The organism is Thiocapsa rosea (genome assembly GCF_003634315.1).
GTDB classification, from domain to species: Bacteria; Pseudomonadota; Gammaproteobacteria; order Chromatiales; family Chromatiaceae; genus Thiocapsa; species Thiocapsa rosea.
Genome location: NZ_RBXL01000001.1, coordinates 2,128,796 through 2,151,951, shown reverse-complemented (window position 1 = coordinate 2,151,951; position 23,156 = coordinate 2,128,796). Strand labels below are relative to the sequence as shown.

The window sequence follows — 23,156 nt, the reverse complement described above, 5'->3', positions numbered from 1 at the left end:
CGCGAAGCGGCGTGCCCCCGGGATAGACGACGTGCAGTCGTCCTCTTCCACGGGCCTCGCGCGCACGACCGTCGCGTCAGGCAAAACCTGAAAGGAGAGGATAATCGAGAACGGATGAGCACAACGGACACCGGTGCCGAAGCACGTTCGGCGCGGCTCTCGCGTGCGTCGCGTTGACCGCGACCTCGCGGGCCGTCGGGCCGGCTGAAGAGGACGACTGCACGTCGTCTATCCCGGGGGTGTCGCTGCTGCGCGACGACCGTTGGCGTCACTTCCAACCCATCGTTTGCGCAGTTGGGATGTTGTTTCCCGGAAATCACCTTAGGAATGCGTCGGTATCCACCGGTGCTTTGAGCACAACGCTGCCGACCGGCACGTTCAGATCGTCGGCAATGACCGGACACTTCGCCTGGAGCAGAAAGAACACCGGCGCCTGGATCCCACTGAGTGTCTCGTAGTTCGCCTGGCCCTTGGCAATCATCAGCGACGCCCGTGCGAACTGCTCGCGAAACGCCGCGGAACAATGCTCGAGGACGGTGCCGGGCGCATCCGAACCGTTATCCATGATGTGACTGACGACGTCCAGACCTGCAGACAGGGCGTCCTCGCGGGTTGCATCGTTGATGACTGGACCGGCCTTGACGACATAGGTCACCGGCAGGGCGAGGAACTCGATCAGCACGCGGTCAAAGACCGTTTCACCGGCGTTGTCGGCCAGGTAAAGGAGGCTATCGGCGTCCTTCAGCGCCTTGCGCAAGCGCGCCAAACCGTCGATCGCGAAGGGTTGTTCGAGGACCCGCGCCAGGTTCGCTTCCAGGTCGAAGGGTTCCGCCATGCCGTCGTCGATGATGTTGCCGGCGATGGCGATGCGCACGGCGGTCTCCAGTGGGTCCGGGGCCTCGCGCACGCGCTCGCGCAATCCCGGCAGCAGTGTCATGGCCTGCGCCGTGGCGTCCCGCTTGCTCCGCGCATAGGGATCGGGCGTGTGCGTCTCGCGCCGGACCGTTCGGTGGATGATCTCGGCCATCACCGGCGGCGTTGCGTACGCCGGCAGGGCGCGGAGCTGGTCCATGGTCTCCAGCAGGATGTGACGTTGCAGCTCCACCGAGGCTTCGGCCTGGCGGGCCGCGCTCAGGGCCTGACGCAGGAAACAGGGATAGCAGTCGAGATAGGTCTTCATTGCGCAATCGTCCGAATCATTGGTGTTTCCCGTTGCAGGATCGAAGCTAAACCGCGCCCGGCGCGGTCTGCGGTGTTTTTGGATGGGATCCGCCCCGGCAAACTTGACGACCGCTGGAGCTGGCGCGGTTTAGGTTATTAAAAAATAGGTGATTAGCGTCGTCCCTCAGCCAGCGATTTTCGAGCCGGCAGGCTCACGGATTGAGCCACCCCCCGGCGCACACTACAGGCATCTCCAACCGCAGCGAGGCCGACGGCGATGCCGCAGAACCCGATTCAATTCCAGCCGGGCATGTCCCTGGACGATTTCTTCGCACGCTACGGCACCGAAGCCCAGTGCGCGGCGGCCCTGGAGGCGTCGCGGTGGCCGCAGGGGTTCGTCTGTCCGCACTGCGGAGCCACCTCGCACAGTCGCTTCCACGCCGACGGGCGCACCTACTGGCAGTGCGCGCAGTGCCGGGTGCAGACCTCGCTGACGTGCGGGACCCTGTTCGAGAGCTCCAAGCTGCCGCTGACCAAATGGTTTCAAGCCATGTACCTGGTGACGCAGAACAAGAACAACCTCTCGGCACTGTCGCTCAAACGCCATCTCGGCGTGTGTTATCGCACCGCCTGGCGGCTCAAGCACAAACTCCTCGAAGCCATGGCCGAGCGCGAGTCCGGTCGCCTCCTCACCGGCGTGGTTGTTGCCGACGACGCCGTCGTCGGGGGCAAGCGCCGCGGCGGCAAACGCGGACGCGGCGCCGAAGGCAAGGCCGTGTTCATCGCCGCGGTGGAAGTCGGCGACGACGGTCATCCCCGACACGTGCGCTTCGACCCGCTCCCCGATCTGAAGGGCGACACGCTGCGCGCGTGGGTGCGCAAGGCGCTGGATCCCGACGCACACCTCGTCACCGACGCCTTCGCGAGCCTCGGCTGCGCCGGGGCAGAAGTCGCCGCCTACGGGGCGATCGTGGTCAGCCCGCGCAAATCCAGCGAGATCGATGCGTTCCGCTGGGTCAATACCGTCATCTCCAACCTCAAGACCGCGATCCGGGGCACCTATCACCACGTCAACGTCCACAAGTACTTGGCGCGCTACCTCGCCGAGGCGCAGTATCGCCTGAACCGCCGGTTCGATCTGCCCTCGCTGGTCGGGCGACTCCTCCATGCCAGCGTCCGCACCCCGCCCAGCCCCGAGAAATGGCTGCGCCAGGGCGCCGTCCGCACGGCGTGAAATGCTCTGGCTGAGGCACGACGCTAATCACCAAAAAATATATCATTTTAAACCGCGTCTCCGCCAAGAACAGTGGATGGACCAAATGTCGAACTCACTCGAAGATGAGCATCTCGCTCTGGACGCGGTTTAGGCCATCGCGCTGATGGTCCGGCGAAAGCGAATCAGCGCGATGCCGAAGAACACCGCGCCGATCGCGGCGAGCGCGAGGAACGGCGGCCAGACCACGTCGAGGCCGGCGCCGCGGTAGAGGATCGCCTGGGCGGCGGTGACGAAGTGCGTGGTCGGTGCGCCGAGCATCAGGGTCTGCACCAGCTCGGGCATGCTCTCGCGCGGGGTGGAGTTGCCCGAGAGCAGTTGCAGTGGCAGCAGGATGAGCACCGCGAGCATCCCGAACTGCGGCATGGAGCGCGCCAGGGTGGCCATGAAGATGCCGAGCGAGGTGGTGGCGAAGAGATGCAGCGTGGCGGCGACCAGAAAGAGCGCCAGCGAGCCCTCGATCGGGATGCTCAGCACGCCCTGAACGACGAGCACCAGCGCCAAGCCGGCGGCCAGCAGCACCACCAGACCCATCGACCAGATCTTGGCCAGCATGATCTCGGCAGGCGTGACCGGCATCGCCAGCAGATGCTCGATAGTGCCGTGCTCGCGCTCGCGGATCAGCGCCGCGCCGGTCAGGATGATCGACAGCAGGGTGACGTTGTTGATGATCTCCATCAGCGCGCCGAACCAGGCGTGTTCCAGGTTGGGATTGAAACGGGTACGCAGGGCCAGCTCGACCGGCAGGGCCGCGCTTCCACGGTAACGCTGCACGAACTCGCCGACCTCGCCCAGCACCATCTGCTGGACAAAACCGCTGCCGGTAAACGCCTGGCTCATGCGCGTGGCATCGACGTTGAGCTGGACCGCGGGCGAGCGCCCGGCCAGCACGTCGCGTTGGAAGTCCGGCGGGATGTCCAGAACGAAGGTGAAGTCGCCGGAATCCATGCCGGCATCGATCTCCGAGAGGCCGATCATCGCCGGCGGATCGAAGCGCGGGGGATAGAAGGCGCTCGCGATGCGCATCGACAGCGGCGAGCCGTCCTCGTCGACGATGGCGATGGGCGCCTTGTGCAGCGTCTCCGGCATCGCCGTGGCCGCGACATAGATGGACACCGTGAAGGTGTAGGCAATCAGGACGAGCATCATGGGGTCGCGCGCCAGGCTCCAGAGTTCCTTGATGCCCAGGCGGTAGATGTTGGCGAGATGCGGCATCCTCAGCGCTCCTGCTTCTTGAGCAGCACGATCGACAGGAGCAGGATCACCGGCACCGCCAACGCGAGCGGCCAGAAGGAGGCTTCAAGACTGGCGAAGCCCAGCGCCTTGTTGAAGACGCCACGCGTGATGGTCAGGAAGTGTGCGGCCGGGTAGAACTGGCCGATGACATGACCCACGCCTTCGAGCGAGGACACCGGGTTCAACATGCCGGAGAACTGGATGGCCGGGATGATGGTGCCGATGATGGTCACGAACATGGCCGCGATCTGGCTGCGCGTGAAGGTGGAGGCGAAGAGCCCGAAGCCGGTCGAGAAGGTCACGAAGAGCAGCGCCCCCGCCGTCAGCGCCAAGAGACTGCCCTTCACCGGTACCCCGAAGACGGTGACCGCCAGCAGCGTCAGCAGGGCGAAGTTGAGCATCGCCAGCAGGATGTAGGGGAGCTGCTTGCCGAGCAGGAACTCGCTGCGGGTGACTGGGGTGACATAGAGATTGATGATCGAACCCAGCTCCTTCTCGCGTACGACCGAGAGCGCGGTCAGCATCGCCGGGATCATCAGCAGCAGCATGGGGATGACCGCCGGCACCATCGCCGGCAGGCTGCGCACGTCCGGGTTGTAGCGAAAGCGTGTCTCGATCGTGGCCGGGCTGATCGCGGCATCCTGACCGAGCCGCTCTTTCGCCTGCTCCAGCAGCCAGCCCTGGTGCATCCCCTGCACATAGCCCCGCACCGTCTCGGCGCGCACCGGCATGGCGCCGTCGACCCAGGCGCCGATCTGCACGCTGTGACCGCGCCCGATGTCGCGCGCGAAGCCGTGTGGGATCTCGATGGCGAGCGCGAGTTGGCCGGCGCGCATGCGCCGGTCGAGGTCGTGATCGTCCTGGATCGGCGGGCGTTCGACGAAGTAGCGCGAGCCGGACAGGTTCAGCGCGTAATTCTGACTCAAACCGGTCTGGTCGCGGTCGAGCACGGCGTAGCTCAGATCCTCCACGTCCAGGCTGATACCATAGCCGAAGACGAACATCAGCATCGCCGTTCCGAGCAACGCCATGGCGGCCCGCACCGGGTCACGTTGCAGCTCCAGCGTCTCGCGCAGGCCGTAGCTCCAGGCGCGCCCGACGCTGAAGGGGATAGGGCGCGCGCGGGGGGCGGCCGCTGGAATCGTTGAAACCGATGGGGCCGCTATGACAGGCGGGGCTGCCGCCTCGCCACGCGCGCCGGCGTCTTCCAGATAACCGATGAACGCCGCTTCCAGCGTCGCCGCCCCGCGCTGGCGAACCAGCTCGGCCGGGGCATCGGTGACCAGCACCCGCCCGGCATGCATCAGCGAGATGCGGTCGCAGCGCCCGGCCTCGTTCATGAAATGGGTGGAGATGAAGATGGTGACCTGATCTCGGCGCGCCAGGTCAATCATCAGTTGCCAGAGGCTGTCGCGCGCGATCGGGTCCACGCCCGAGGTGGGCTCGTCCAGGATCAGCAGCTCGGGGCGATGCACCATCGCCACGGCCAGCGAGAGACGCTGACGGATGCCCAGCGGCAGCCTGTCGGGCAGCGCGTCAGCCGCCTCGACTAGGCCGAAGCGCTGGATCATCGCCTCCACCCGCGCCGGGATCTCGGCCTCGGGCACCTGGAACAGGCGCGCATGCAGCACCAGGTTCTGGCGCACCGAGAGCTCCGAATAGAGCGAGAACGCCTGCGACATGTAGCCCACGCGCCGGCGCGTGGCGATATCCTTGGGGTCGACCGCCTGTCCGAACAGGGCCGCGTTGCCTTCGCTGGCCGGCAGCAAGCCGGTCAGCATCTTCATGGTGGTGGACTTGCCGCAGCCGTTGGAGCCGATGAAGCCGAAGATCTCGCCGCGACGGATCGAGAAACTCACATGGTCGACGGCGAGGAAATCGCCGAAACGCATGGTGAGATCGTTCGCCTCGATTGCGATGTCCGTTTCACTTGCATCGGTGAGCGGCGGGATGGTCACGGCGCGATGACCGCGCCGCCGGTCCTCCGGCAGCAGCGCGATGAAGGCCGCGTCAAGCGAATCACTGCCGGTGCGCGCCAGCAGCTCGGCCGGCGTGCCGGTGGCCAAGACGCGACCGGCATCCATCGCCACCAGCCAGTCGAAACCCTCTGCCTCGTCCATGTAGGCGGTGGCCACGATCACGCTCATGCCGGTCCGCTCGGCTCGGATCCCTGTGATCAGATCCCAAAACTGCGCGCGGGCGAGCGGATCGACGCCGGTGGTCGGCTCATCGAGGATCAAGAGGTCCGGATCGTGGATCAGGGCGCAGCACAGACCCAGCTTCTGCTTCATGCCGCCGGAGAGCTTGCCGGCCGGTCGCGAGAGGAAGGGCGTCAGACCGGTGCTCGCGGTCAGGGTATCGATACGACGGCGACGCTCGGCGGCCGGGTGGCCGAACAGCCGACCGAAGAACTGAAGGTTCTCCTCGATCGACAGGGTCGGGTAGAGGTTCTTGCCCAGACCCTGGGGCATGTAGGAGATGCGGGGGCAGACGCGGCCGCGATGGCGCACGCTGGCCATGTCCCCGCCCAAGGCGCTCACCCGGCCCTGCTGGATGGCGCGGGCGCCGGCGAGCAGCGCCAGCAGGCTGGATTTGCCTACACCGTCCGGGCCGAGCAGTCCGACCATGCGCCCGGCCGGGATGTCCAGGCTGATATCGTCCAGCGCTACCACCTTGCCGTAGCGCAAACCGACGCCGACCAGGCGGGCGACCGGACTGGCGATTGATGCCGATGCATCCCGCCCCGGTGGATCGACCACGGGCGGCGGGACCATGCCGGGGCTCAATCCGGCACCTTGACGACCAGGTTGGCCGGCCAGGCGGCGTCCGCATCGAGCTTAATCCAGGCCATACCGGGCAGGCCGGTCTTGACCAGCGCGCGGTGTTTCAGCAGCAGCTCCGGATCGATCCGCGCCTTGACGCGGAACATCAACTTCTGCCGCTCGCTGGCCGTCTCCACCGTCTTGGGCGTGAACTGCGCGGTGCTGGCGACATAGGACACCCGCGCCGGAATCACGTATTGCGGCGCCGCATCGAGGACCAGATGCACCTCGCTGCCCAGCGCGACCCGGCCAGCCGCCGTCTCGGGCAGGAAGAAGGTCATGTAGACATCGCTGAGATCAACCAGGTTGAGCACCTTGCCGCCGGCGGCCAGGACCTCGCCGGGCTGCGCGATGCGGTATTGCACGCGTCCGGCCCGCGGGGACTTGAGCTGACTGTCCTCGATGTCGGCCTCGACACGAGCCACCGTCGCCTCGCTGGCCTCCACACCGGAGTCGGCGCCGACCACCGCGGCGCGGGCAGCCGTGGTCGCCGCCTCACTCGCGGTCACCTGGGCTTGCGCACCGGCCAGCGTCGCCTGGGCGCCGTGCACGCGGGCGCGGTCGTCGTCGAGGATCTGGCGGGTCGTCATGCCCTTCTCGGACAGGGTCTCGGAGCGGGCGTAGCGCCGCTGCGCGGCGTCGAGCTCGCTCTCGCGCTGGCCTACCAGGGCCTGCGCGGCGGCCGTATCGCTCTGGTGCACGGCGACTTGGGCCTTGGCGCTGGCGACAGCCGTGACGGCCTGGCGGGACTGCGCCAGCGCCTCGTCGCGCTGGGCGTCGAGCGTGGCGACCCGCATCTGCGCCAGAGGCTGACCGGCCAGCACGAAATCGCCTTCGTTGACCAGGATGTCTTCCACCCGTCCGGCGAGCTTGGTGGCCACGTCGATCTCGGTGGCCTCGATGCGGCCGTTGCCGCTGACGAAGCCGGCGCCCGGCCCCGAGGGTTGCAGGGTGGTCCAGACCAGGACCGCGATGGTGGCGATGGCCACTGCACTGATCAGCAGAACCATGTTCTTCTTGACTGCCAGGGTCATGATGGATCCTGTGTTCCTGAACCTGAAAAGCGGGGTCGACCGCGAGCGATGTGCCTCCAGCAACGATGCCGGACAATCACGGCTCGCCCTGGACGACCACCTCGACCCTGTGCTCTCGCTGGTCGTCCACCAACGGAATCTCAGGCGCGTCTTGCGCCACACCGTCCACCGTGATCCGCGTCCCCCCCTCGCGATTGCCGCGTTGTGTCACGGCGATGTGGTAGAACGTCTCCCGATAGCGGTAGCGCAGCCTGAACCCCTCCCACTCGGCGGGCAGACAGGGCGCGACATGCAGGGTATCGACCTCGAGCCGCAGCCCCAGTAGGGACTCCAGGATCAGCCGATACATCCAGCTCGCCGAGCCGGTGTACCAGCTCCAGCCGCCGCGCCCGATATGCGGCGCGACGCCATAGACATCGGCTGCGACCACATAGGGCTCGACCTTGTAGATCGCGATCTCCTCGGGCGAGCGCCCGTGGTTGATCGGGTTGATCAGGGAGAAGAGCTCCCAGGCGCGTGCCGGATCACCCAAGCGCGCGAATGCCATCGTCGCCCAGATGGCCGCATGGGTGTATTGCCCCCCATTCTCGCGCACGCCCGGCACGTACCCCTTGATATAGCCCGGATTCAAATCGGAGGTGTCGAAGGGCGGATCCAGCAGTTGAATCAACCCGGCATCCCGGCGCACCAGGTGTGCATCCAGCGCCGCCATCCCCGTGCGTGCGCGCTCGGGATCACCGGCCCCGGAGAGCACCGACCAGCTTTGTGCGATGGAATCGATCCGGCATTCCTCCTGACTCGCCGAGCCCAGCGGGGTACCGTCGTCGAAATAGGCGCGCCGGTACCAGCCGCCATCCCAACCGTGCGCCTCGATGTTCCGGCGTAACCGGGCGGCCTCCGTCAGGCAGCGCTCCACGAAGGGCGCATCGCCCTGCAGGCGCGCCACCGCGCTGAACTGGACGAGCACCTCATAGAGGAACCAGCCCAGCCAGATGCTCTCGCCCCGGCCCTGGATCCCGACCAGGTTCATGCCGTCGTTCCAGTCGCCGGATCCCATCAGCGGCAGTCCGTGCTCGCCGAACCGCAGCCCGTGCAGGATGGCGCGCACGCAGTGTTGGTAGAGACTCGCCGAGTCCTCGGACTGACCCGGGAGATCGTAATAGGAGTCGTCCTGCCCGCTGACCAGGCGACCCTCGAGGAACCGGGCCGTTTCGTCCAGCACGTCGGTATCCCCGGTGGCCAGCACATAGCGGCAGGTCGCCAGCGGGAGCCAGAGATAGTCGTCGGAGCAGCGGGTGCGCACCCCCCGGCCCGAGGGCGGATGCCACCAGTGCTGGACATCGCCTTCGGGAAACTGACGCCCCGCGCAGAGCAGCAGGTGCTCGCGCAGCAGGACGGGCTCGGCATGGACGAGCGCCATCGCGTCCTGCAACTGGTCGCGGAACCCGAACGCCCCGCCCGACTGGTAGTAGCCGCTGCGCGCCCACAAGCGGCAGGCCAGGGTCTGATAGAGGAGCCAGCCGTTGGCCAGGACGTCGAGCGCCGGATCCGGGGTGTCGACCTGCACGGCGCCCAGGGTATGTACCCAATGCGCCTGTACGGCCTCCAGCGTGGAGCGGGCGGCGGACGCCCCGCGGTAGCGCGTCACCAGCGTGCTGGCATCATCGGCACCGCGTCGACCGGCCACGCCCAGCCGGAAGACGATTTCACGGGTTTGCCCGGGGGCCAGGTCGATGCCGACCTGGATCGCGGCGCAGGCATCCAGCCCGGCCCCGACCTTCCCGGACAGCCGTAAGCGCGTCAGCGCGGCCGGTGCGCCGAGGGTGCCGTTGCGCCCGATGAATTCGGTCCGGTCCCCGCTCAGGGTGCGGGATTGGTCGTCCACGTCGAAAAAGGCACGGCGGTCGGCGAACTCGGTGTTGTAGGGGTTGTGCGCGAAGAGCGCGCCGCTGAGCGGGTCGATCTCGGTGACGACGTGCAGGGTCGACTTGGGCCGCAGATCCCCGAGCACCCACTCCACATAGCCGGTCGCGGAGAGCCGGCGCGCCTGATTGGAGCAATTGCGCAACTTGAGCACCGAGAACTTGATCGGTGCGTCCACGGCGACGTAGACGCACAACTCCGAGGCGATGCCGTCCTCGGTGTGCTCGAAGACGCTGTAGCCGAAGCCGTGACGGCTGACGTACTCCGACGCGCCGCCCGCGGGCAGCGGCGTGGGCGACCATAGATGGCCGCTCTCCTCGTCGCGCAGATAGAAGGCCTCGCCGCTCGCGTCGCTGACCGGGTCGTTGTGCCAGGGCGTGAGGCGGAACGCGTGGGCGTTCTCGCTCCAGGTGTAGGCCATGCCGCTCGCCGAGACGACCGTCCCGAAGTGCGCATTCGCCAGGACATTGACCCAGGGTGCGGGCGTCGTTTGACCGGGCGCGGTCGTGATGACGTATTCGCGCCCGTCGGGCGTGAAGCCGCCCAGACCGTTGTCGAAGAGGCGCTGCGCGGGGTTGTTCGGCTCCGAGACGCCGGCCGATTTGGGCTCCACACCGCGACTCCATTCGGCAAAACGGGTCCGGGTCGGGCGCAGGCGCGGGATACGCCGTTCCGGCCGAGCGCGCCGACCGAGCTGCTCGGCCAGGGTGCCCCGTGTATCGCTGAGGATGGCCCGTGCCACGGTCTGGAAGAGAACGCGGTCTTCGTTGGAGATCTGATCGGCCGGGCGGAGGAAGATACCGCCGGGCCGATCGATCACGTGTGCATCCGCACCCGCGGCGATCAGCCCCAGGATCTGATCATGGAGCTGCTGGCGGTAACCGGCGCGATCCTCGTTCCAGATCACCAGATCCACCGTCAGTCCCTTCAGGCGCCAATAGGCATGCGCCTGCACCAACTGATGCACCAACTCGATGTTTTCCGGGTCGCCGATCTGCACCAGCACCATCGGGACATCGCCGGAGACCGCATGGCTCCAGAGCCCGGATTGTCCGCGCCGATTTTGAGCGAGCACGCTCGGCTCGGCACGCAGCGAGGCATTGGCATAGAGGATCGAGCTGGCCAGGCGTCCGTAAAGCTGCACGTCGGACTGCCTGGCATTGATCTGGCGCAGCACGACCTGGCTGTGGGTCCAGGCCAGATCGAAGACACGATTGGCGAGTCGCTGATCCTGGTACTTCTCGACCAGGCTCACGGCGATCTCGCGACTGTCGCCGATGCCGGTGACCCGATCGATGGTGGCGAATTCATCCGGATCCAGCGTGATGGCGTAGCGGATGACGACGACGGGATCCAGCACCGAGCCCGCGCTGCCCGAGAGGTCTTCATACCCGCGCATCGCCTGCGGATCGGTGACGCTGCGGTCGCGCCCGATGAAGCGCATCCGGTCCGTCTCGTAAGACGGCGGGCCGCACTCGGCCCCGCGCACCACCATCAGGTGAAACATCCAGGGCGAGGTCTCTTCCCGCGAGCGAGGCCGGCGGGTGCAGAGGATCGCCGGCTGCGGGTCGAGCAGCTCGGTCTGCACGAAGAGGTTGCTGAAGGCCGGATGCGAGGCGTCCGCGGCGGGCGGGGCGAGCACGACCTCGGCGTAGCTGGTGACCTCGATGACTCGGCGGCTGCGCGAACGGTTGGTGATGCGCACCCGGCGCAGCTCGATGTCGTCTTCCGGGGAGACGGCAATCTCGGTATAGGACTCGATCCCCTGATCGCGGCGACGAAACTCGGCGCGTCCCTCCGAGAAGATCGCCTCGTAGCTGTCCGGCTGCTTGAGCGTCGGCTGATAGGCGGTCGACCAGAAGTCGCCGCTCGCCAGGTCGCGCACGTAACAGAAGGTGCCCCAAGGGTCGCGGGTGGTGTCTTCGTGCCAGCGGGTGACGGCCAGATCCTTCCAGCGACTGTAGCCGCCGCCCGCGTTGGTGACCATCACATGGTAGCGGCTGTTCGACAACAGCTTCACCTCGGGGATGGGTGTATTGGGGTTCGTGAACACGCGGATCTCCGCATCCTGACTGCTGGAGGTGGTGCGGATGTCGGTGGGCTCGCCGGTCGCGTGCAGATAGAACGCGGGTGTCTTGGGGATGCGCTCCTGCAGCAGCAGAGCGGTCGCCTGAAACATCGGTGCGGCCATGAAACGCCGCTGCATCGGACGGTCCAGGAGCAGGTACGCCAGCGACAGAAAACTCATGCCCTGGTGATGGGCCATGAAGGAGCGCACCAAGGCGCTGGTCTGCCCGCGGGGCAGTCGGGACGGGGTGTAGTCGATCGCCTCGTAAAACCCGTAACGGCCTTCGAACCCGCTCGCGGCGAGCCGCTGGAGATTCCGGCACGCCGCCTCGGGCGCGACCATCAGCGCGAGTGCGCTGGCGTAGGGTGCAATGACCAGATCCTCGGCCAGCCAGCGTTTGAGCCCCAGACCGGGCACGCCGAAGGCGCGGTACTGATAGTTCAGATGCAGATCGACGGTGTTGTAGCCGGATTCGGACACGCCCCAGGGAACACCGCGCAGCGCGCCGTACTCGATCTGCCGGGCCACCGCCGTGCGATAGGTCCGGTCGAGCAGGGTGTTGTCGTAGGTCGGCATCACCAGCAGCGGCATGAGGTATTCGAACATGGAGCCGCTCCACGACAGGAGCGTCGACTCGCCGGCGGCGACGGTCAGCAGGCGCCCCAGGGCAAACCAGCTCTCCTGCGGCAGCTGGCCCTGCGCAATCGCCACGAAACTGCCCAGCCGCGCTTCCGAGGCCAGCAGGTCGTAGAAGCTCGCATCCTGCCGCCGCTCGGCGACGTTGTAGCCGATCGCCAACAGATGGCGCGACGCGTCGTAGAGGAAGTCATAGTCCGCCCAAGCCAGCTCGCAGGATTGCAGGGCCAGACGCTCGAGCAGGGCGATCCGCTCGCGGGCTGCCCCGTAGGCGTCCCGGCCCGCCTCGCTCTCGGCGAGCTGACGCAGTGTCAGGCTCAGGTCGTGAGTCCCTTCCGCGCCGAGCGCAACCGGGGTCAAAACGGGGGCCGAAACCGTGCTTGCCAGCGAGGGCACCAACACCAACAGATCGTTCAGGATGGCGCGGCATTGACGCTCCAACGCCCATGCCCACTCGTTCGCGGCGCCCTCGGTGTGCGCATCCAACGCCTGCGCCGCAGCCTCGGCCGCCGTCGCCAATGACGCGAGACACTGGCGTGCCGTCGCCAGTGTGGCGGGCGGCGAGCGCGAGGCTGATTCCAGCGCCTGCTTGAACGGCGCGAGCGGGGCCGACAGGACACTGCGTCCAGACGGCTCGGGTTCCTCTTCGACCAGGCCCGCGAGAATCCCGAAGGTGTCGCCGATGCCGTCAAGCCAACGCGGGTGCAGGATCGGTGCCTCGATCAGTGCGAGCAGACCCGGCTGCAAGGTCAGCAGATGACCCGCGAGGTTGCCGCTGTCCACCGACGAGACATAGAAGGGCGCGAGCGGTTTGAGCGTTTGCGTGTCGTACCAATTGAAGAAATGGCCGCGATAACGCTCCATCCCGGCCATCGTGCCCAGGGTGTTGGTCGTGCGCTCGATCAGTCCCGTGACCGGCAGATAGCCGAAATCATAGGCGGCCAGATTTGCCAGCAGCGACATTCCCATGTTGGTCGGCGAGGTGCGATGCGCGAGCACGGCCACGGGGTGCTCCTGATAGTTGTCCGGCGGCAGCCAATGGTCCTCCGGCCCGACGAACCGCTCGAAGAAGGCCCAAGTCTTGCGCGACATGGCGCGCAGAAAGAGGACCTGGTCGGCCGTCAGGCGGGCCTCGCGTCGTGTCAAGGGGCGGCTCATCCACCAGGCGACGGTGGGCGCGGCCAGCCAGAGCAACAGGATCGGCCCCGCGACGATCAGCGCGGCGGGGTTGACCCATGCCAGCACCGATGCCGTCACCAGGGCCAACGCGGGTGCAATCCACATCCTGCTGTGGAAGGCGACGATGCCAGAACGCGAGCGATCCAGATCGCCCGACGAGGTCCATTCGAGCAGGCGTCGATGGCTGACCCGCGTCCGCCAGAGCGTGCGGATCGTGGCATCCAGGCTGAAGAAGCCCTCGTAAGGCAGGCACACGACGGTGAAGATCGCCTGCGCCACCTGCCGGACCGCGGTGCGGAGCGCGGCCGCGAGATGATCGCGCCAGCGCACGTCGCCCGGCTTTTGCAGGCCGTTCAGGAGCGCGGTCAGCAATGACGGAATCAGAGAGATGCCGAGCACCGCCAGGGTCCAGAGTCCGGGGGACGCCGTCAGCGTCCAGCCCAGCACGAACAGCAGCGTCAGGGCCGCCGGCACGAGGCTGCGCCGCAGATTATCGGCCAGCTTCCAGCGCGACAACGCCGAGAGCGGGTTCCGCCGCGGGCGTCCGTCGAGACCGGGAACGCGCGGCAACAGCCAGCGCGCGATTTGCCAGTCGCCGCGAATCCAGCGGTGGCGTCGGCTGACGTCCGCGCTGTAACTGGCGGGAAAGTCTTCATACAACTGCACATCGGAGACCAACCCCGAGCGGACATGACAGCCTTCCAGCAAGTCATGGCTGAGGATGCGATTCTCCGGAAAACGGTCCGTGAGCGCCTGCTCGAAGACATCGACGTCGTAGATGCCCTTGCCGATGAAGGAGCCTTCTTGGAACCAATCCTGATACACATCGGAGACGGCATGCGTATAGGGGTCGATGCCGGCGTCGTCCCCGTGCAAACGCGCATACCGCGACCGGTTGGCGCCGGGCAGACTCACGGCCACGCGCGGCTGCAGAATGCCGTAGCCCTCGGAGACCAGCTGTCGGTCGGGGTCGTAGTGTGCCCGATTCAGCGGGTGTGCCAGGGTCCCGACCAGCTCCCGCGCCGCATCGCGCGGGAGCTGGGTGTCGGTGTCCAGGGTAATGACGTAGCGCACGTCCAGCAGGATGGTCGTCTGGCCCACGATCGTCGCGAAGCGATCGGCGGCCCGGCCGCGCAACAGGGCGTTCAGGTCGGCGAGCTTGCCGCGTTTACGCTCGTAACCCATCCAGATCCGATCTTGGGGATTCCAGCGGCGCGGACGATGGAAAAGGAAAAAGGAATCGCCGCCGTCGCGCGGGTATTTCGCGTTCAGGGCCTCGATCCCTTGAACAGCCAGCCGGACCAGTGTCTCGTCCTCGGGCTGCGTCTGCGTCGGCGCATCGCGAAAATCGGTCAAGAGACCAAAGTGCAGGCTGTCGTCCCGATTGGCCAGGAACCGCACCTCCAGCCCCTCGATCAGCGCCTCGATGCCCGCCGCGCCGGTGAGCATGGTCGGGGTCACCACCAGGGTGCGTGACGCCGCCGGAATGCCATCGGAAAAATCCAGACGCGGCAGCGGATAGGGAGTCGCGAGCAGCGTTGCCAGCCAGTTGACCAGCGCCACCGCGAGCTGACTGGTGCCCAGCACGGCCGGCACCGCCAGGAGCAGGAGCAACCAACCCGGCAGGCTATCGGACGGCGCCTGCCCCAGCAGCGCCCCGGCGAAAAGCATCGTCAACACGACGATCGCGCCCAGATAGAGGACCAGGGGAAACCGGCGCCCCCGTCGCTGCAGCGACTCCAGGGTACAGAGACAGGCCTGCGCCCGGCGCTCCAGTTGCGGCAAACCGCGATCGATCAGGTAAAACCCCACGTGCCCCGCGCGCGCGCCGCCGTCGTCGTTCCCGATTGCGCCTTGGCGCGCCAGCTCGACCGCCCGGCGCGCCACCTCCGCCTCGGACAAGGGGCTGTTCTTCGCGACCTTCTCCACGACGTGCCGATAACGGTCGCGGGTGGCAAAGTCCATTTCCCGGTAGATCCCGCCCGGATCCTCGCGCAAGGTCTGCTCGACCAGGCTCATCGTCTCCACGAACTCGCGCCAGTCCAGCGCCCCGAGGAAACGCAGACTGCCGATGCTGTTGCCGATGGACACCTGATCGGCGGCCTGTTGCTGGTTCTCCGCCTGCACCAACTGCTCGATCGCCAAGCCCGACTCGGCGAGCTGCTGCTCGACCCAGGTCAGCGGCAGGGCCAAGGCGGAACTCTGACCTTGCAGTCGGCGCGCCAACTCCGCGACAAAGGCGCTCGACAGGGGCGGGTTCGACCGCGCCATGTCGGCAATCACCAAGATGAGATTTTTGGGGTCCTGCTCGACCATCTCCATCATCCGATCGGCCCAGACATCGGCCAGGTTCTGGTCGGTTCGGCTGGCGGCGATCAGGACCGCCACCCGGCGCAGATTCTCGATCAGCGCCAATCGCAGCATGATCGGGATGGCCCACAACTCGCCCAGCCTCAGGGTGGTGACCGTTTGATAGGCCGAGACGAAACGGTTGAGGTTCTCGGGGTCGACCCGACCATCGCCGTGGGCGATGATCTCCAGCGCGACGTCATAGACGCGTGGCAGTCCGGCGGATGGGCCTTGGAGCAGACGCGGCAGTTCCCGGCTGTAGCCCTTGGGGAGATGTCGCTTGGCGGTGCGGATCTGATCTTCGATCAGATAAAAATTGTCGAGCAGCCATTCACCGGCGGGCGCGATCCGACGGTTTTCCGTGACGGCGACCATGAGTAATCGGCACACACCGATCAGGATGGTTTCATTCTCGTTCAGGCGAGCAAGAAGGCGATCCGGCGGATGTCCGGGCATCAAGGCATGCGCGTCGGCGAGACGCTTGCCGTGCTCTTCCATCTGCACGGCACTGAAAAGCTCCGAGCGCAACGGTGGCTCGTCGCCGACAGACGCGTTGATCAAACCCTTAGCGGGAAGCCATTTCTTGAATTGGAGCAGAGTGTCGCGAATCGCCAAGTGATCCTCCTTTAAACGCCCTATCTCCGATCCGGAGACACCATCCTCTGCGGACGACGACAGCGCTCAACTTCCGAATTGCCGAATTGCGTTTCATGCAATGATGTTGAGAAGGCGTGAAAACGTCGCGCCTATTTCTTCCAGTAGAAGTCAAAACGCGATTGGCCCGAACCATCCAGACTGAATGTTTTGCGCTGAGTCTCGTCCTGACCGCGTAAACCGGTCGGGGTGACTTCTACACTGTAGTCGCCCGGCGGCAGTTGAGCGAAAAACCAAGGGCCTTTCGATTGGGCGCTCAAGATCGGTCCACCGCGCGCATCCAGAATGTTCACTTTCACCGACGAGAGATATTCCCCGCTGCCCTCTGTCGCGAACAGCAAACGCAGGTTGAACTGACTGGACAAGGCATCGAGTTCGGTTCGTTCACTTTCACCGATGCCGCCCGACACGTAGCGAATGTCGCCATCGGTTTTGATCTCCGATGACCCTTCCCCCGACGACTCACGGCCCGGTGCGGCGAGATCGGACGACGTCTCCGAACCAGAGGTCTCGGCCGGCCGAATTCCATACTCCGTGCGCGTCTCCGCAAGCTGTATACCGGGGGTTGCGGGAATCGGCGTGTCCATGTTGCCCGACTTCTCCGGTCCGGCGGACTGTGCCGCTGCGCCCCCGAACATCAGCGCCATCGCCATCAGGCTTCGTAAATTTTTGTTGGTCATGTGAAGGGACTCGTTTGTCGACGTGAAAGAAGCCGGAACACGCTCTCCGGCATGTGAGTCGCTCCGCCCGGGAGACCTGGATCCAGGTCTCCCGGGCGGTCATTCTCAAGTGCCCTTCGGCACGAGCAGCAGAAGCGCGCCGGCCACGATCGACGCCACGCCGGCCCAGATCGGAATGTTGACCGTCTCGCGGTCTTGGACCGTCAACTCCAGGGGACCCAGTTGGGCCTGCGTGGTCTCCTTCGTATAACTGAAGCCACCATAGGCCAATCCCAGGCCACCGCCGATGATCAGCGCGACCCCGACGATCTTGAGTGCGTTCATCTCACCTCACCTCCCGACATGGATAAACACTTGTGGACCTCATGATTACCCGATGCGTATTCCGGACATGGGGCCGAGGAGCCCGAAAGCGGACAGCAGCCAAAGCACCACGACGATCACGACCACCACATTCAGGATCTTCTTGATGGTTCCATCCATCGGAATGTAGTTATTGATCAGCCATAGGATGACTCCGATGACGACCAAAACGACGATCAAGTTAATCAAATTCATCTTTATTCTCCTGTACTGGTTGGTTAGCGCTCGAGACGCGAGAGCCTGTCGTTCGGCAAACTCCCGTACAAACCCGGCGATGGATGTGGTCCGGCTCCCCCTTTTCGCGGTCGGTTTCGCTCATTGGACCGACCGCTCAAACCCTCAGGGACTCGTGACACCGCTCCGCGGGATCAAGCACGCCCCATGGCGCTCTGCGCCACGTGCCCCGACGGCCGGAATGAAGAAGAAGACCTCGCGGCCGACGAGGGTTACACACGGTGAACGTCAACATGACACGGCATATCCCGCCCGGTCTGTACGCCATCGCACATAAGGGCACGAATCAACGTGCTATGTTTGACAGCGCACTGAATGAACGTGTCTTTTGTCGTAACGTTTGGAACTGAAGGAGTCCACAGGCCGAGCCGGGCTTCAGCAACCACGCGGGGTTACGGCTTGCCACTGCGCGATAAGCCTTCGCCATCGGTTTCCCCGGCAACGCGTTCCGCTTGTCGGGTGTTTCCGTTCCATGCCTGCCATGAGGAAAACGCCCGTGCATCCCGAGAGGAATTCCGCTCTTTTGGACAATCGTCTTCTCGCCTCTCTGCCGGACGAGGATCATCGGCAGGTGCTGACCCGCTGCGAGTCGGTCGAGCTTGCGCTCGACGAGGTGATCAACGAGCCCGGCGAGCAGATCCGCCACGTCTACTTCCCCACGGACTGCTTCTTCTCTCTGGTGACGCCGCCGATCGATCACGCCGGTCTGGAGGTCAGACTGGTCGGCAGCGAGGGAATGATCGGAACACCACTGATCTTGGGGATCGACGTGACACTGCTGCGCACCGTTGTCCGGGGTGCCGGTCCCGCCTGGCGTATGACAGTGGAGCGATTCCCCGAGGCGCTCGGGCAGAGCGTCGCACTCCGGATCACGCTGAACCGCTATCTCTTCGTGTTGACGAATCAGGTCGAGCAGATGGTCGCCTGCACAAGGTTCCATGTGCTGGAAGCGCGTCTCGCCCGCTGGTTGCTGATGACTCAGGACCGGGCGCATTCGGATCACTTCCACGCCACCCATGAGTTCCTGGCCGTCTTACTCGGGGTGCGCAGGGTCGGCGTGACCAAGGCTGCGACGGCGCTGCAAAAGCGCAATCTCATTCACTACAGCCGCGGCGACATTCGCGTTCTCGATCGGGCCGGACTGAAAGCCGCAGCCTGCGGCTGTTACGGGGAGTCGGAATCGATTTACGACCGATTCCTGGGCTGAGAGGCGACATGTCGGCCGCAGCGATCCGGGTCGCGCGCGGGCGGTTGATCCTGCGGGGTACGGGGGCGAAGGGATGCCGACGCATGTCGCGCCGGACGCGGTTTAGGACCGGTTCAAAAAAACCGCGATATGTAGGTCATTAAGGTGTTCACCGAGTTTCTGAATCGTCGCTTAATGACCAGTACGAGCACGAACCTCCAGAGCAACCTCTAGCGCGTTCAACCCGGTTTGACCGTCCACCAGCGGCGGGCGTCCCTCGCGGATACAGCGCACGAACTCGGCAAGCTCGAGATCCAGCGGTTTGACCGGCTCGACATTGATGCGCTCGCGCGTGATCTCCGGGCGTGCGGAACCGGCGATGCTGCGGGGCGCGGCGATATCGATGGTCTGCTCGATGAAGTCGAGCGAGAGATAGCTGCCCGGTTGGAAGACCCGGATCCGGCGCGTGGTCTTCTCCGAGACGCGGCTGGCGACGACGTTGGCCACGGTGCCTTGGTCGAACTCCAATCGGGCACTTGCGATGTCGACATGATCCGTCAGGACGGATGCACCTACGGCCGAGATGTTGGCGATACGGCCCCCGACCAGCGAAAGGATGATGTCGATGTCGTGGATCATGAGATCCGAGACCACGTCGACATCGGTCGCGCGCTCCGTGAATCCGCCCATCCGCTGGGCCTCGATATAGACCGGCGCGTGGATACGTTGCGCCAGGGCCATGACGCCGGCGTTGAACCGCTCGACATGCCCGATCTGCAGGGTGGCATTGTGCGCGCGCGCAAGGCGAACGATCTCGACCCCGTCGGCCAGGCTCGCCGCGATCGGCTTTTCGAGCAGGACGGGAATGCCCCGCGAGAGGAAAGGCGCCGCCGCCTCGAGATGCGCAGTCGTCGGAACGACGATACTGACCGCATCGACCCGCCCGAGGACATCCTCGATCCGCGCACAGGCGGCGCAACCGGCCTCGGCGGCGACCGTTGCAGCTCGGGCCGGGTCGGCATCGACCACGCCCACCAGATCGACATCAGGCATGCGCGAGTAGATCAGGGCATGGAAACGCCCCAGATAGCCGACACCGATGACGGCGACGCGGAGTTTATCGGACATAGGCTGCGACCGGATGCGTTGTTGAGCCTCGGAGATCCCCGGATACGGGCGGTCGGCGTGCGTCGCACGGCATGGCGTCCCGAGAATCGGTTGATGTCACGTTGCCCTCCCGGGTGGCGACGCCTTCAGCCTCAGCCGCCGAAATCCTTCGGTGCGACCGCCTGCTTGGCGATCGGTGCACGCTCGACACTCGCGTACAGGCCGATTTGATACGCCACCGTCGCCACCATTCCGATCAACGCAAAGGCGATCACCAACACCACGAGATCGGGCTTGGGAGGAGATGAGTTGGGGCGCATGCGTCGACCGACCTGAAATTAGGACTCTGGCTGCGTGGCTCGCTGTCCTTGATGGACAGCGAAATGGATTAGGGGCTCCGATGTGCCTGGATCGCGCAACGGGGCCGTGTGTATTATCACGCGATCCGATGCGCTTGTCTGCGACGTGGAGGTTCAGGTGAAAGAGTTTTCGATCAAGATTTCGGCCAATAGTCAGTACCAGCCGGAACGATCTTCCCCCGGAGAAGGACGTTATGTGTTCGCTTATACGATCGTGATCGAGAATCACGGAGACCAATCGGCGCGACTGCTCGATCGGCACTGGATCATCACGGACGCTGACGGTAAGGCTCAGGAGGTCAGGGGAGAGGGTGTTGTCGGGGAGCAGCCGCACCTGAAACCGGGTGAACGTTTCGAGTATACGAGCGGCACCATCATCGCTACCCCGATCGGCAGCATGCACGGCAGTTACGGCATGATCAGCGACGATGGGACCCGCTTCGATGCCGATATTCCGGCCTTCTCGTTGGCGTCCGCCATGACCATTCACTGAGCGAGACGAGCGGGACCGACACGGCCATGTCCATCTATGCCGTCGGCGACATCCAGGGATGCTATCGGGAGCTGCGGCAACTGCTCGACAGGCTCCGGTTCGATCCGGGTGTGGACCGACTTTGGCTCGTCGGCGACCTGGTCAATCGCGGGCCTGAATCGCTAGCCGTACTGCGGTTCGTGCACGATCTAGGCGATTGTGCCGTCACGGTCCTCGGCAACCACGACCTGCATCTCCTCGCCTTGGCCGAAGGCAATACCCGGCACGCGGGCAAGAGCACGCTCGACGAGGTCCTGCGGGCGCCGGACCGCGACGCACTCCTGCACTGGTTGCGCCATCGCCCGTTGCTGCATCATGATTCTGACATCGGTTTCGCGATGATCCATGCCGGTGTTCCGCCGCAATGGAGCCTTCAAGACACTCAAGCCCGCGCAAACGAACTCGAGTCGGCCCTTCGCGGGCCGGACTATCGCGCTTACCTGATGGCCATGTACGGCAACAAACCCAAGCGCTGGTCACCCGATCTGACCGGCATGGACCGTCTGCGGTTCATCACCAACTGCCTGACGCGACTGCGGTTCTGCGCGTCTGACGGCGCCCTTGCCCTGGGCGAGAAGGGCGAGATCGGGAGTCAATCGGCCGGACGCCTGCCCTGGTTTCGGATGCAGGACCGGCGCACCCGCAATGATCGGATTATCTTCGGCCACTGGTCCACCATCGGCTATCTCGCCGAGCACAACGTCTGGGGACTCGACAGCGGCTGCCTTTGGGGCGGCGCGCTGACCGCGATCCGGATCGACGGCGACGGCGACGGCGACGGCGACGGCGACGGCGACGGCGACGGCGACGGAAAGAGGTCGATCACACCGATCCAGATCGACTGCGCGGGCTATCTGCGGCCCGGATCCGACTGAAGCCCGGGCCTTGTTCATCTGCCCGCCGTCTGGACGAGACCCGTATGAACAAGCGCTGTAGGGTAATGGACAAGCGCAGCGCAGCCCACCGGCGCCGGCGCAGGGTTCGGTGGACTTCGCTCTCGCTCGTCCACCCTACCGCGCTTGTTTGCACTACTGCCGCGATCAGCGTCGCGGCCCGGTTTATGGGCAAGCCCCGGACACGCGGCAGAGCTCCGAGAAGGTCATCGCATACGCATTGCGCTCGTCGGACGGACGCTCGACCCGGCTCACCTCGACCCAATCCGCCGGATCCCAGCGCGGAAACCAGGCATCGCCCTCGATAACGGCACGCACCTGGGTCAAATAGAGAACGTCTGCGCGCGGAAGCGTCTCGGCGTAAAGTGCTGCCCCGCCGACAATCAAGAGCTCGGGGACCGGCCCGGCCGCATCGATCGCGGCATCCAATGAATCCACGACGAGACAGCCGTCCGGGCGAAATGCCGGATCACGCGACAGCACGATGTGGCGTCGACGCGGCAACAGGCCGGGCAAGGACTCCCAGGTCCGCCGCCCCATGACGATCGTCTTGTCGAGCGTGAGCTGTTTGAAGTGACCCAAATCGGCCGGCAGATGCCAAGGCAGTCGATTCTCTCGACCGATCACACCGTTGTCCGCGATGGCGGCGACCAGACAGAGGGGCGGGGCTTGGCGTTCGGTCGATGTCATGGCAGATCTCACCTTGTTTGACTTTGCGTCCCTAAGCACCGAGCGGTTTCCGGAATCTCTCACGGAGTCACGAAGCGCACGAAGGAAAGCCTGAAGGGCGATGCATGCGAACACATTCGCACCCACACGCCGCTTGTTCCTTTCCCGGACATCACCTCATCATACCTGCACCGCCGCAGCCATTCCCCGAGGACTCAGATGGAGAGCACCTACGACGCGGATTTTTACGCCTGGGCCAACACCCAAGCCGCACTCCTGCGCAGCGGACGGATCGACCAGGCCGACATCGAGCATATCGCGGAGGAGATCGAGAGCATGGGCAAGAGCGAGTTGCGGGAGCTTGAAAACCGACTCGCGCGGCTATTTACACATCTGCTCAAGTGGCAATTCCAGCCCAATCGGCGCAGTCGAAGTTGGACACTGACGATCAAAGAGCAGCGCCGACGTCTTCATCGGCACCTCGCACAGAACCCCAGTCTCAAGGCGAAGCTGGAGCAAGCCGTCGTGGACGCCTATGGCGATGCCATCCTCGAAGCGGCCCGCGAGACCGGCCTCGCCGAGGAGACCTTCCCGCCGGTCTGCCCCTTCACCGTCGAGCAGATCCTGAACGAAGATGTTCCGGGCGACGAGCCAAAAGCCATCTAAACCGTGCCCTGCGCGGTATGCGATGTTCTCGGATGGGATCGACCCCGGCAGTTTTGACGACCGCCGGAGCCGACCCGGTTTAAGATATTAAAAAATATATTATTTTAAACCGAGCCCCCGCTAAGGGCCATG

At 65.2% G+C, this 23,156-nt stretch carries 16 protein-coding genes; 5 read left to right on the top strand and 11 right to left on the bottom strand.

All coding sequences use genetic code 11. The annotated features are described in order from the left end of the window. Positions 1 to 316 precede the first annotated feature (316 nt). Positions 317 to 1,180 carry a damage-control phosphatase ARMT1 family protein gene (locus BDD21_RS09560; RefSeq protein WP_120796984.1) on the bottom strand — a complete coding sequence of 288 codons (864 nt, stop codon included), beginning with the start codon at positions 1,178 to 1,180 and terminating at the stop codon, positions 317 to 319. A 258-nt stretch (positions 1,181 to 1,438) separates the two neighbouring features. Here BDD21_RS09560 and BDD21_RS09555 point away from each other — a divergent pair, with 258 nt between their 5' ends. Beyond that, positions 1,439 to 2,395 (top strand): IS1595 family transposase, encoded by a 957-nt coding sequence (locus BDD21_RS09555; protein ID WP_120796983.1) that lies wholly within the window; start codon positions 1,439 to 1,441, stop codon positions 2,393 to 2,395. A gap of 129 nt (positions 2,396 to 2,524) precedes the next feature. Here the strand turns inward: BDD21_RS09555 and BDD21_RS09550 are convergent, their stop codons facing one another. The 7 genes from BDD21_RS09550 to BDD21_RS09520 all read right to left on the bottom strand — a co-directional run bounded on the left by BDD21_RS09550 (position 2,525) and on the right by BDD21_RS09520 (position 17,573). Continuing rightward, positions 2,525 to 3,649 carry an ABC transporter permease gene (locus BDD21_RS09550; RefSeq protein WP_120796982.1) on the bottom strand — a complete coding sequence of 375 codons (1,125 nt, stop codon included), beginning with the start codon at positions 3,647 to 3,649 and terminating at the stop codon, positions 2,525 to 2,527. A gap of 2 nt (positions 3,650 to 3,651) precedes the next feature. Then, on the bottom strand, positions 3,652 to 6,444 hold the full coding sequence (gene rbbA / locus BDD21_RS09545; protein WP_120796981.1) for a ribosome-associated ATPase/putative transporter RbbA: 2,793 nt from the start codon (positions 6,442 to 6,444) through the stop codon (positions 3,652 to 3,654). A gap of 8 nt (positions 6,445 to 6,452) precedes the next feature. Then, on the bottom strand, positions 6,453 to 7,526 hold the full coding sequence (locus tag BDD21_RS09540; protein ID WP_120796980.1) for an HlyD family secretion protein: 1,074 nt from the start codon (positions 7,524 to 7,526) through the stop codon (positions 6,453 to 6,455). A 76-nt stretch (positions 7,527 to 7,602) separates the two neighbouring features. Then, positions 7,603 to 16,296, bottom strand: coding sequence for a GH36-type glycosyl hydrolase domain-containing protein (locus BDD21_RS09535; protein WP_120796979.1), 8,694 nt, complete (start codon positions 16,294 to 16,296; stop codon positions 7,603 to 7,605). A gap of 131 nt (positions 16,297 to 16,427) precedes the next feature. Continuing rightward, on the bottom strand, positions 16,428 to 17,015 hold the full coding sequence (locus BDD21_RS09530) for a carboxypeptidase-like regulatory domain-containing protein (RefSeq protein ID WP_120796978.1): 588 nt from the start codon (positions 17,013 to 17,015) through the stop codon (positions 16,428 to 16,430). A gap of 105 nt (positions 17,016 to 17,120) precedes the next feature. Continuing rightward, positions 17,121 to 17,339: a hypothetical protein gene (locus tag BDD21_RS09525; protein ID WP_120796977.1), complete on the bottom strand. Its 219-nt coding sequence runs from the start codon at positions 17,337 to 17,339 to the stop codon at positions 17,121 to 17,123. Between the two features lie 45 nt (positions 17,340 to 17,384). Further along, positions 17,385 to 17,573: a Thivi_2564 family membrane protein gene (locus BDD21_RS09520; RefSeq protein WP_120796976.1), complete on the bottom strand. Its 189-nt coding sequence runs from the start codon at positions 17,571 to 17,573 to the stop codon at positions 17,385 to 17,387. Between the two features lie 562 nt (positions 17,574 to 18,135). Here BDD21_RS09520 and BDD21_RS09515 point away from each other — a divergent pair. Beyond that, the gene (locus tag BDD21_RS09515) at positions 18,136 to 18,819 is read left to right on the top strand and encodes a Crp/Fnr family transcriptional regulator (RefSeq protein ID WP_245969495.1); all 684 of its coding nucleotides are present in this window, start codon (positions 18,136 to 18,138) and stop codon (positions 18,817 to 18,819) included. 171 nt (positions 18,820 to 18,990) lie between these two features. Here the strand turns inward: BDD21_RS09515 and BDD21_RS09510 are convergent, their stop codons facing one another. Continuing rightward, positions 18,991 to 19,926, bottom strand: a complete 936-nt coding sequence (locus tag BDD21_RS09510) for a Gfo/Idh/MocA family protein (protein ID WP_120796974.1) — start codon at positions 19,924 to 19,926, stop codon at positions 18,991 to 18,993. Between the two features lie 131 nt (positions 19,927 to 20,057). After that, positions 20,058 to 20,225, bottom strand: a complete 168-nt coding sequence (locus BDD21_RS27780) for a hypothetical protein (RefSeq protein WP_170164725.1) — start codon at positions 20,223 to 20,225, stop codon at positions 20,058 to 20,060. 157 nt (positions 20,226 to 20,382) lie between these two features. On the opposite strand from BDD21_RS27780, the gene apaG reads away from it, so the two are divergent. Together apaG and BDD21_RS09500 are read left to right on the top strand one after the other, a co-directional pair. Beyond that, positions 20,383 to 20,757: a Co2+/Mg2+ efflux protein ApaG gene (gene apaG, locus BDD21_RS09505; RefSeq protein ID WP_120799836.1), complete on the top strand. Its 375-nt coding sequence runs from the start codon at positions 20,383 to 20,385 to the stop codon at positions 20,755 to 20,757. A gap of 26 nt (positions 20,758 to 20,783) precedes the next feature. Beyond that, positions 20,784 to 21,671, top strand: coding sequence for a symmetrical bis(5'-nucleosyl)-tetraphosphatase (locus tag BDD21_RS09500; protein ID WP_120796973.1), 888 nt, complete (start codon positions 20,784 to 20,786; stop codon positions 21,669 to 21,671). A gap of 183 nt (positions 21,672 to 21,854) precedes the next feature. Here the strand turns inward: BDD21_RS09500 and BDD21_RS09495 are convergent, their stop codons facing one another. Beyond that, positions 21,855 to 22,379 (bottom strand): dihydrofolate reductase, encoded by a 525-nt coding sequence (locus tag BDD21_RS09495; RefSeq protein ID WP_120796972.1) that lies wholly within the window; start codon positions 22,377 to 22,379, stop codon positions 21,855 to 21,857. Between the two features lie 198 nt (positions 22,380 to 22,577). Between BDD21_RS09495 and BDD21_RS09490 the strand changes: the two genes are divergently transcribed. Then, entirely contained in the window at positions 22,578 to 23,024 is a 447-nt protein-coding gene (locus BDD21_RS09490; RefSeq protein ID WP_120796971.1) for a DUF29 domain-containing protein, read from the top strand. Positions 23,025 to 23,156: the final 132 nt, after the last annotated feature.

Excerpts from the sequence above, each read along its gene's own strand:
- BDD21_RS09555 (WP_120796983.1), top strand. The coding sequence starts at position 1,439 with ATGCCGCAGAACCCGATTCAATTCCAGCCGGGCATGTCCCTGGACGAT.
- BDD21_RS09495 (WP_120796972.1), bottom strand. The coding sequence starts at position 22,379 with ATGACATCGACCGAACGCCAAGCCCCGCCCCTCTGTCTGGTCGCCGCC.
- BDD21_RS09530 (WP_120796978.1), bottom strand. The coding sequence starts at position 17,015 with ATGACCAACAAAAATTTACGAAGCCTGATGGCGATGGCGCTGATGTTC.
- BDD21_RS09510 (WP_120796974.1), bottom strand. The coding sequence starts at position 19,926 with ATGTCCGATAAACTCCGCGTCGCCGTCATCGGTGTCGGCTATCTGGGG.
- BDD21_RS27780 (WP_170164725.1), bottom strand. The coding sequence starts at position 20,225 with ATGCGCCCCAACTCATCTCCTCCCAAGCCCGATCTCGTGGTGTTGGTG.
- BDD21_RS09540 (WP_120796980.1), bottom strand. The coding sequence starts at position 7,526 with ATGACCCTGGCAGTCAAGAAGAACATGGTTCTGCTGATCAGTGCAGTG.
- BDD21_RS09520 (WP_120796976.1), bottom strand. The coding sequence starts at position 17,573 with ATGAATTTGATTAACTTGATCGTCGTTTTGGTCGTCATCGGAGTCATC.
- BDD21_RS09500 (WP_120796973.1), top strand. The coding sequence starts at position 20,784 with ATGTCCATCTATGCCGTCGGCGACATCCAGGGATGCTATCGGGAGCTG.
- BDD21_RS09550 (WP_120796982.1), bottom strand. The coding sequence starts at position 3,649 with ATGCCGCATCTCGCCAACATCTACCGCCTGGGCATCAAGGAACTCTGG.
- rbbA (WP_120796981.1), bottom strand. The coding sequence starts at position 6,444 with ATGGTCCCGCCGCCCGTGGTCGATCCACCGGGGCGGGATGCATCGGCA.
- BDD21_RS09525 (WP_120796977.1), bottom strand. The coding sequence starts at position 17,339 with ATGAACGCACTCAAGATCGTCGGGGTCGCGCTGATCATCGGCGGTGGC.
- BDD21_RS09490 (WP_120796971.1), top strand. The coding sequence starts at position 22,578 with ATGGAGAGCACCTACGACGCGGATTTTTACGCCTGGGCCAACACCCAA.
- BDD21_RS09560 (WP_120796984.1), bottom strand. The coding sequence starts at position 1,180 with ATGAAGACCTATCTCGACTGCTATCCCTGTTTCCTGCGTCAGGCCCTG.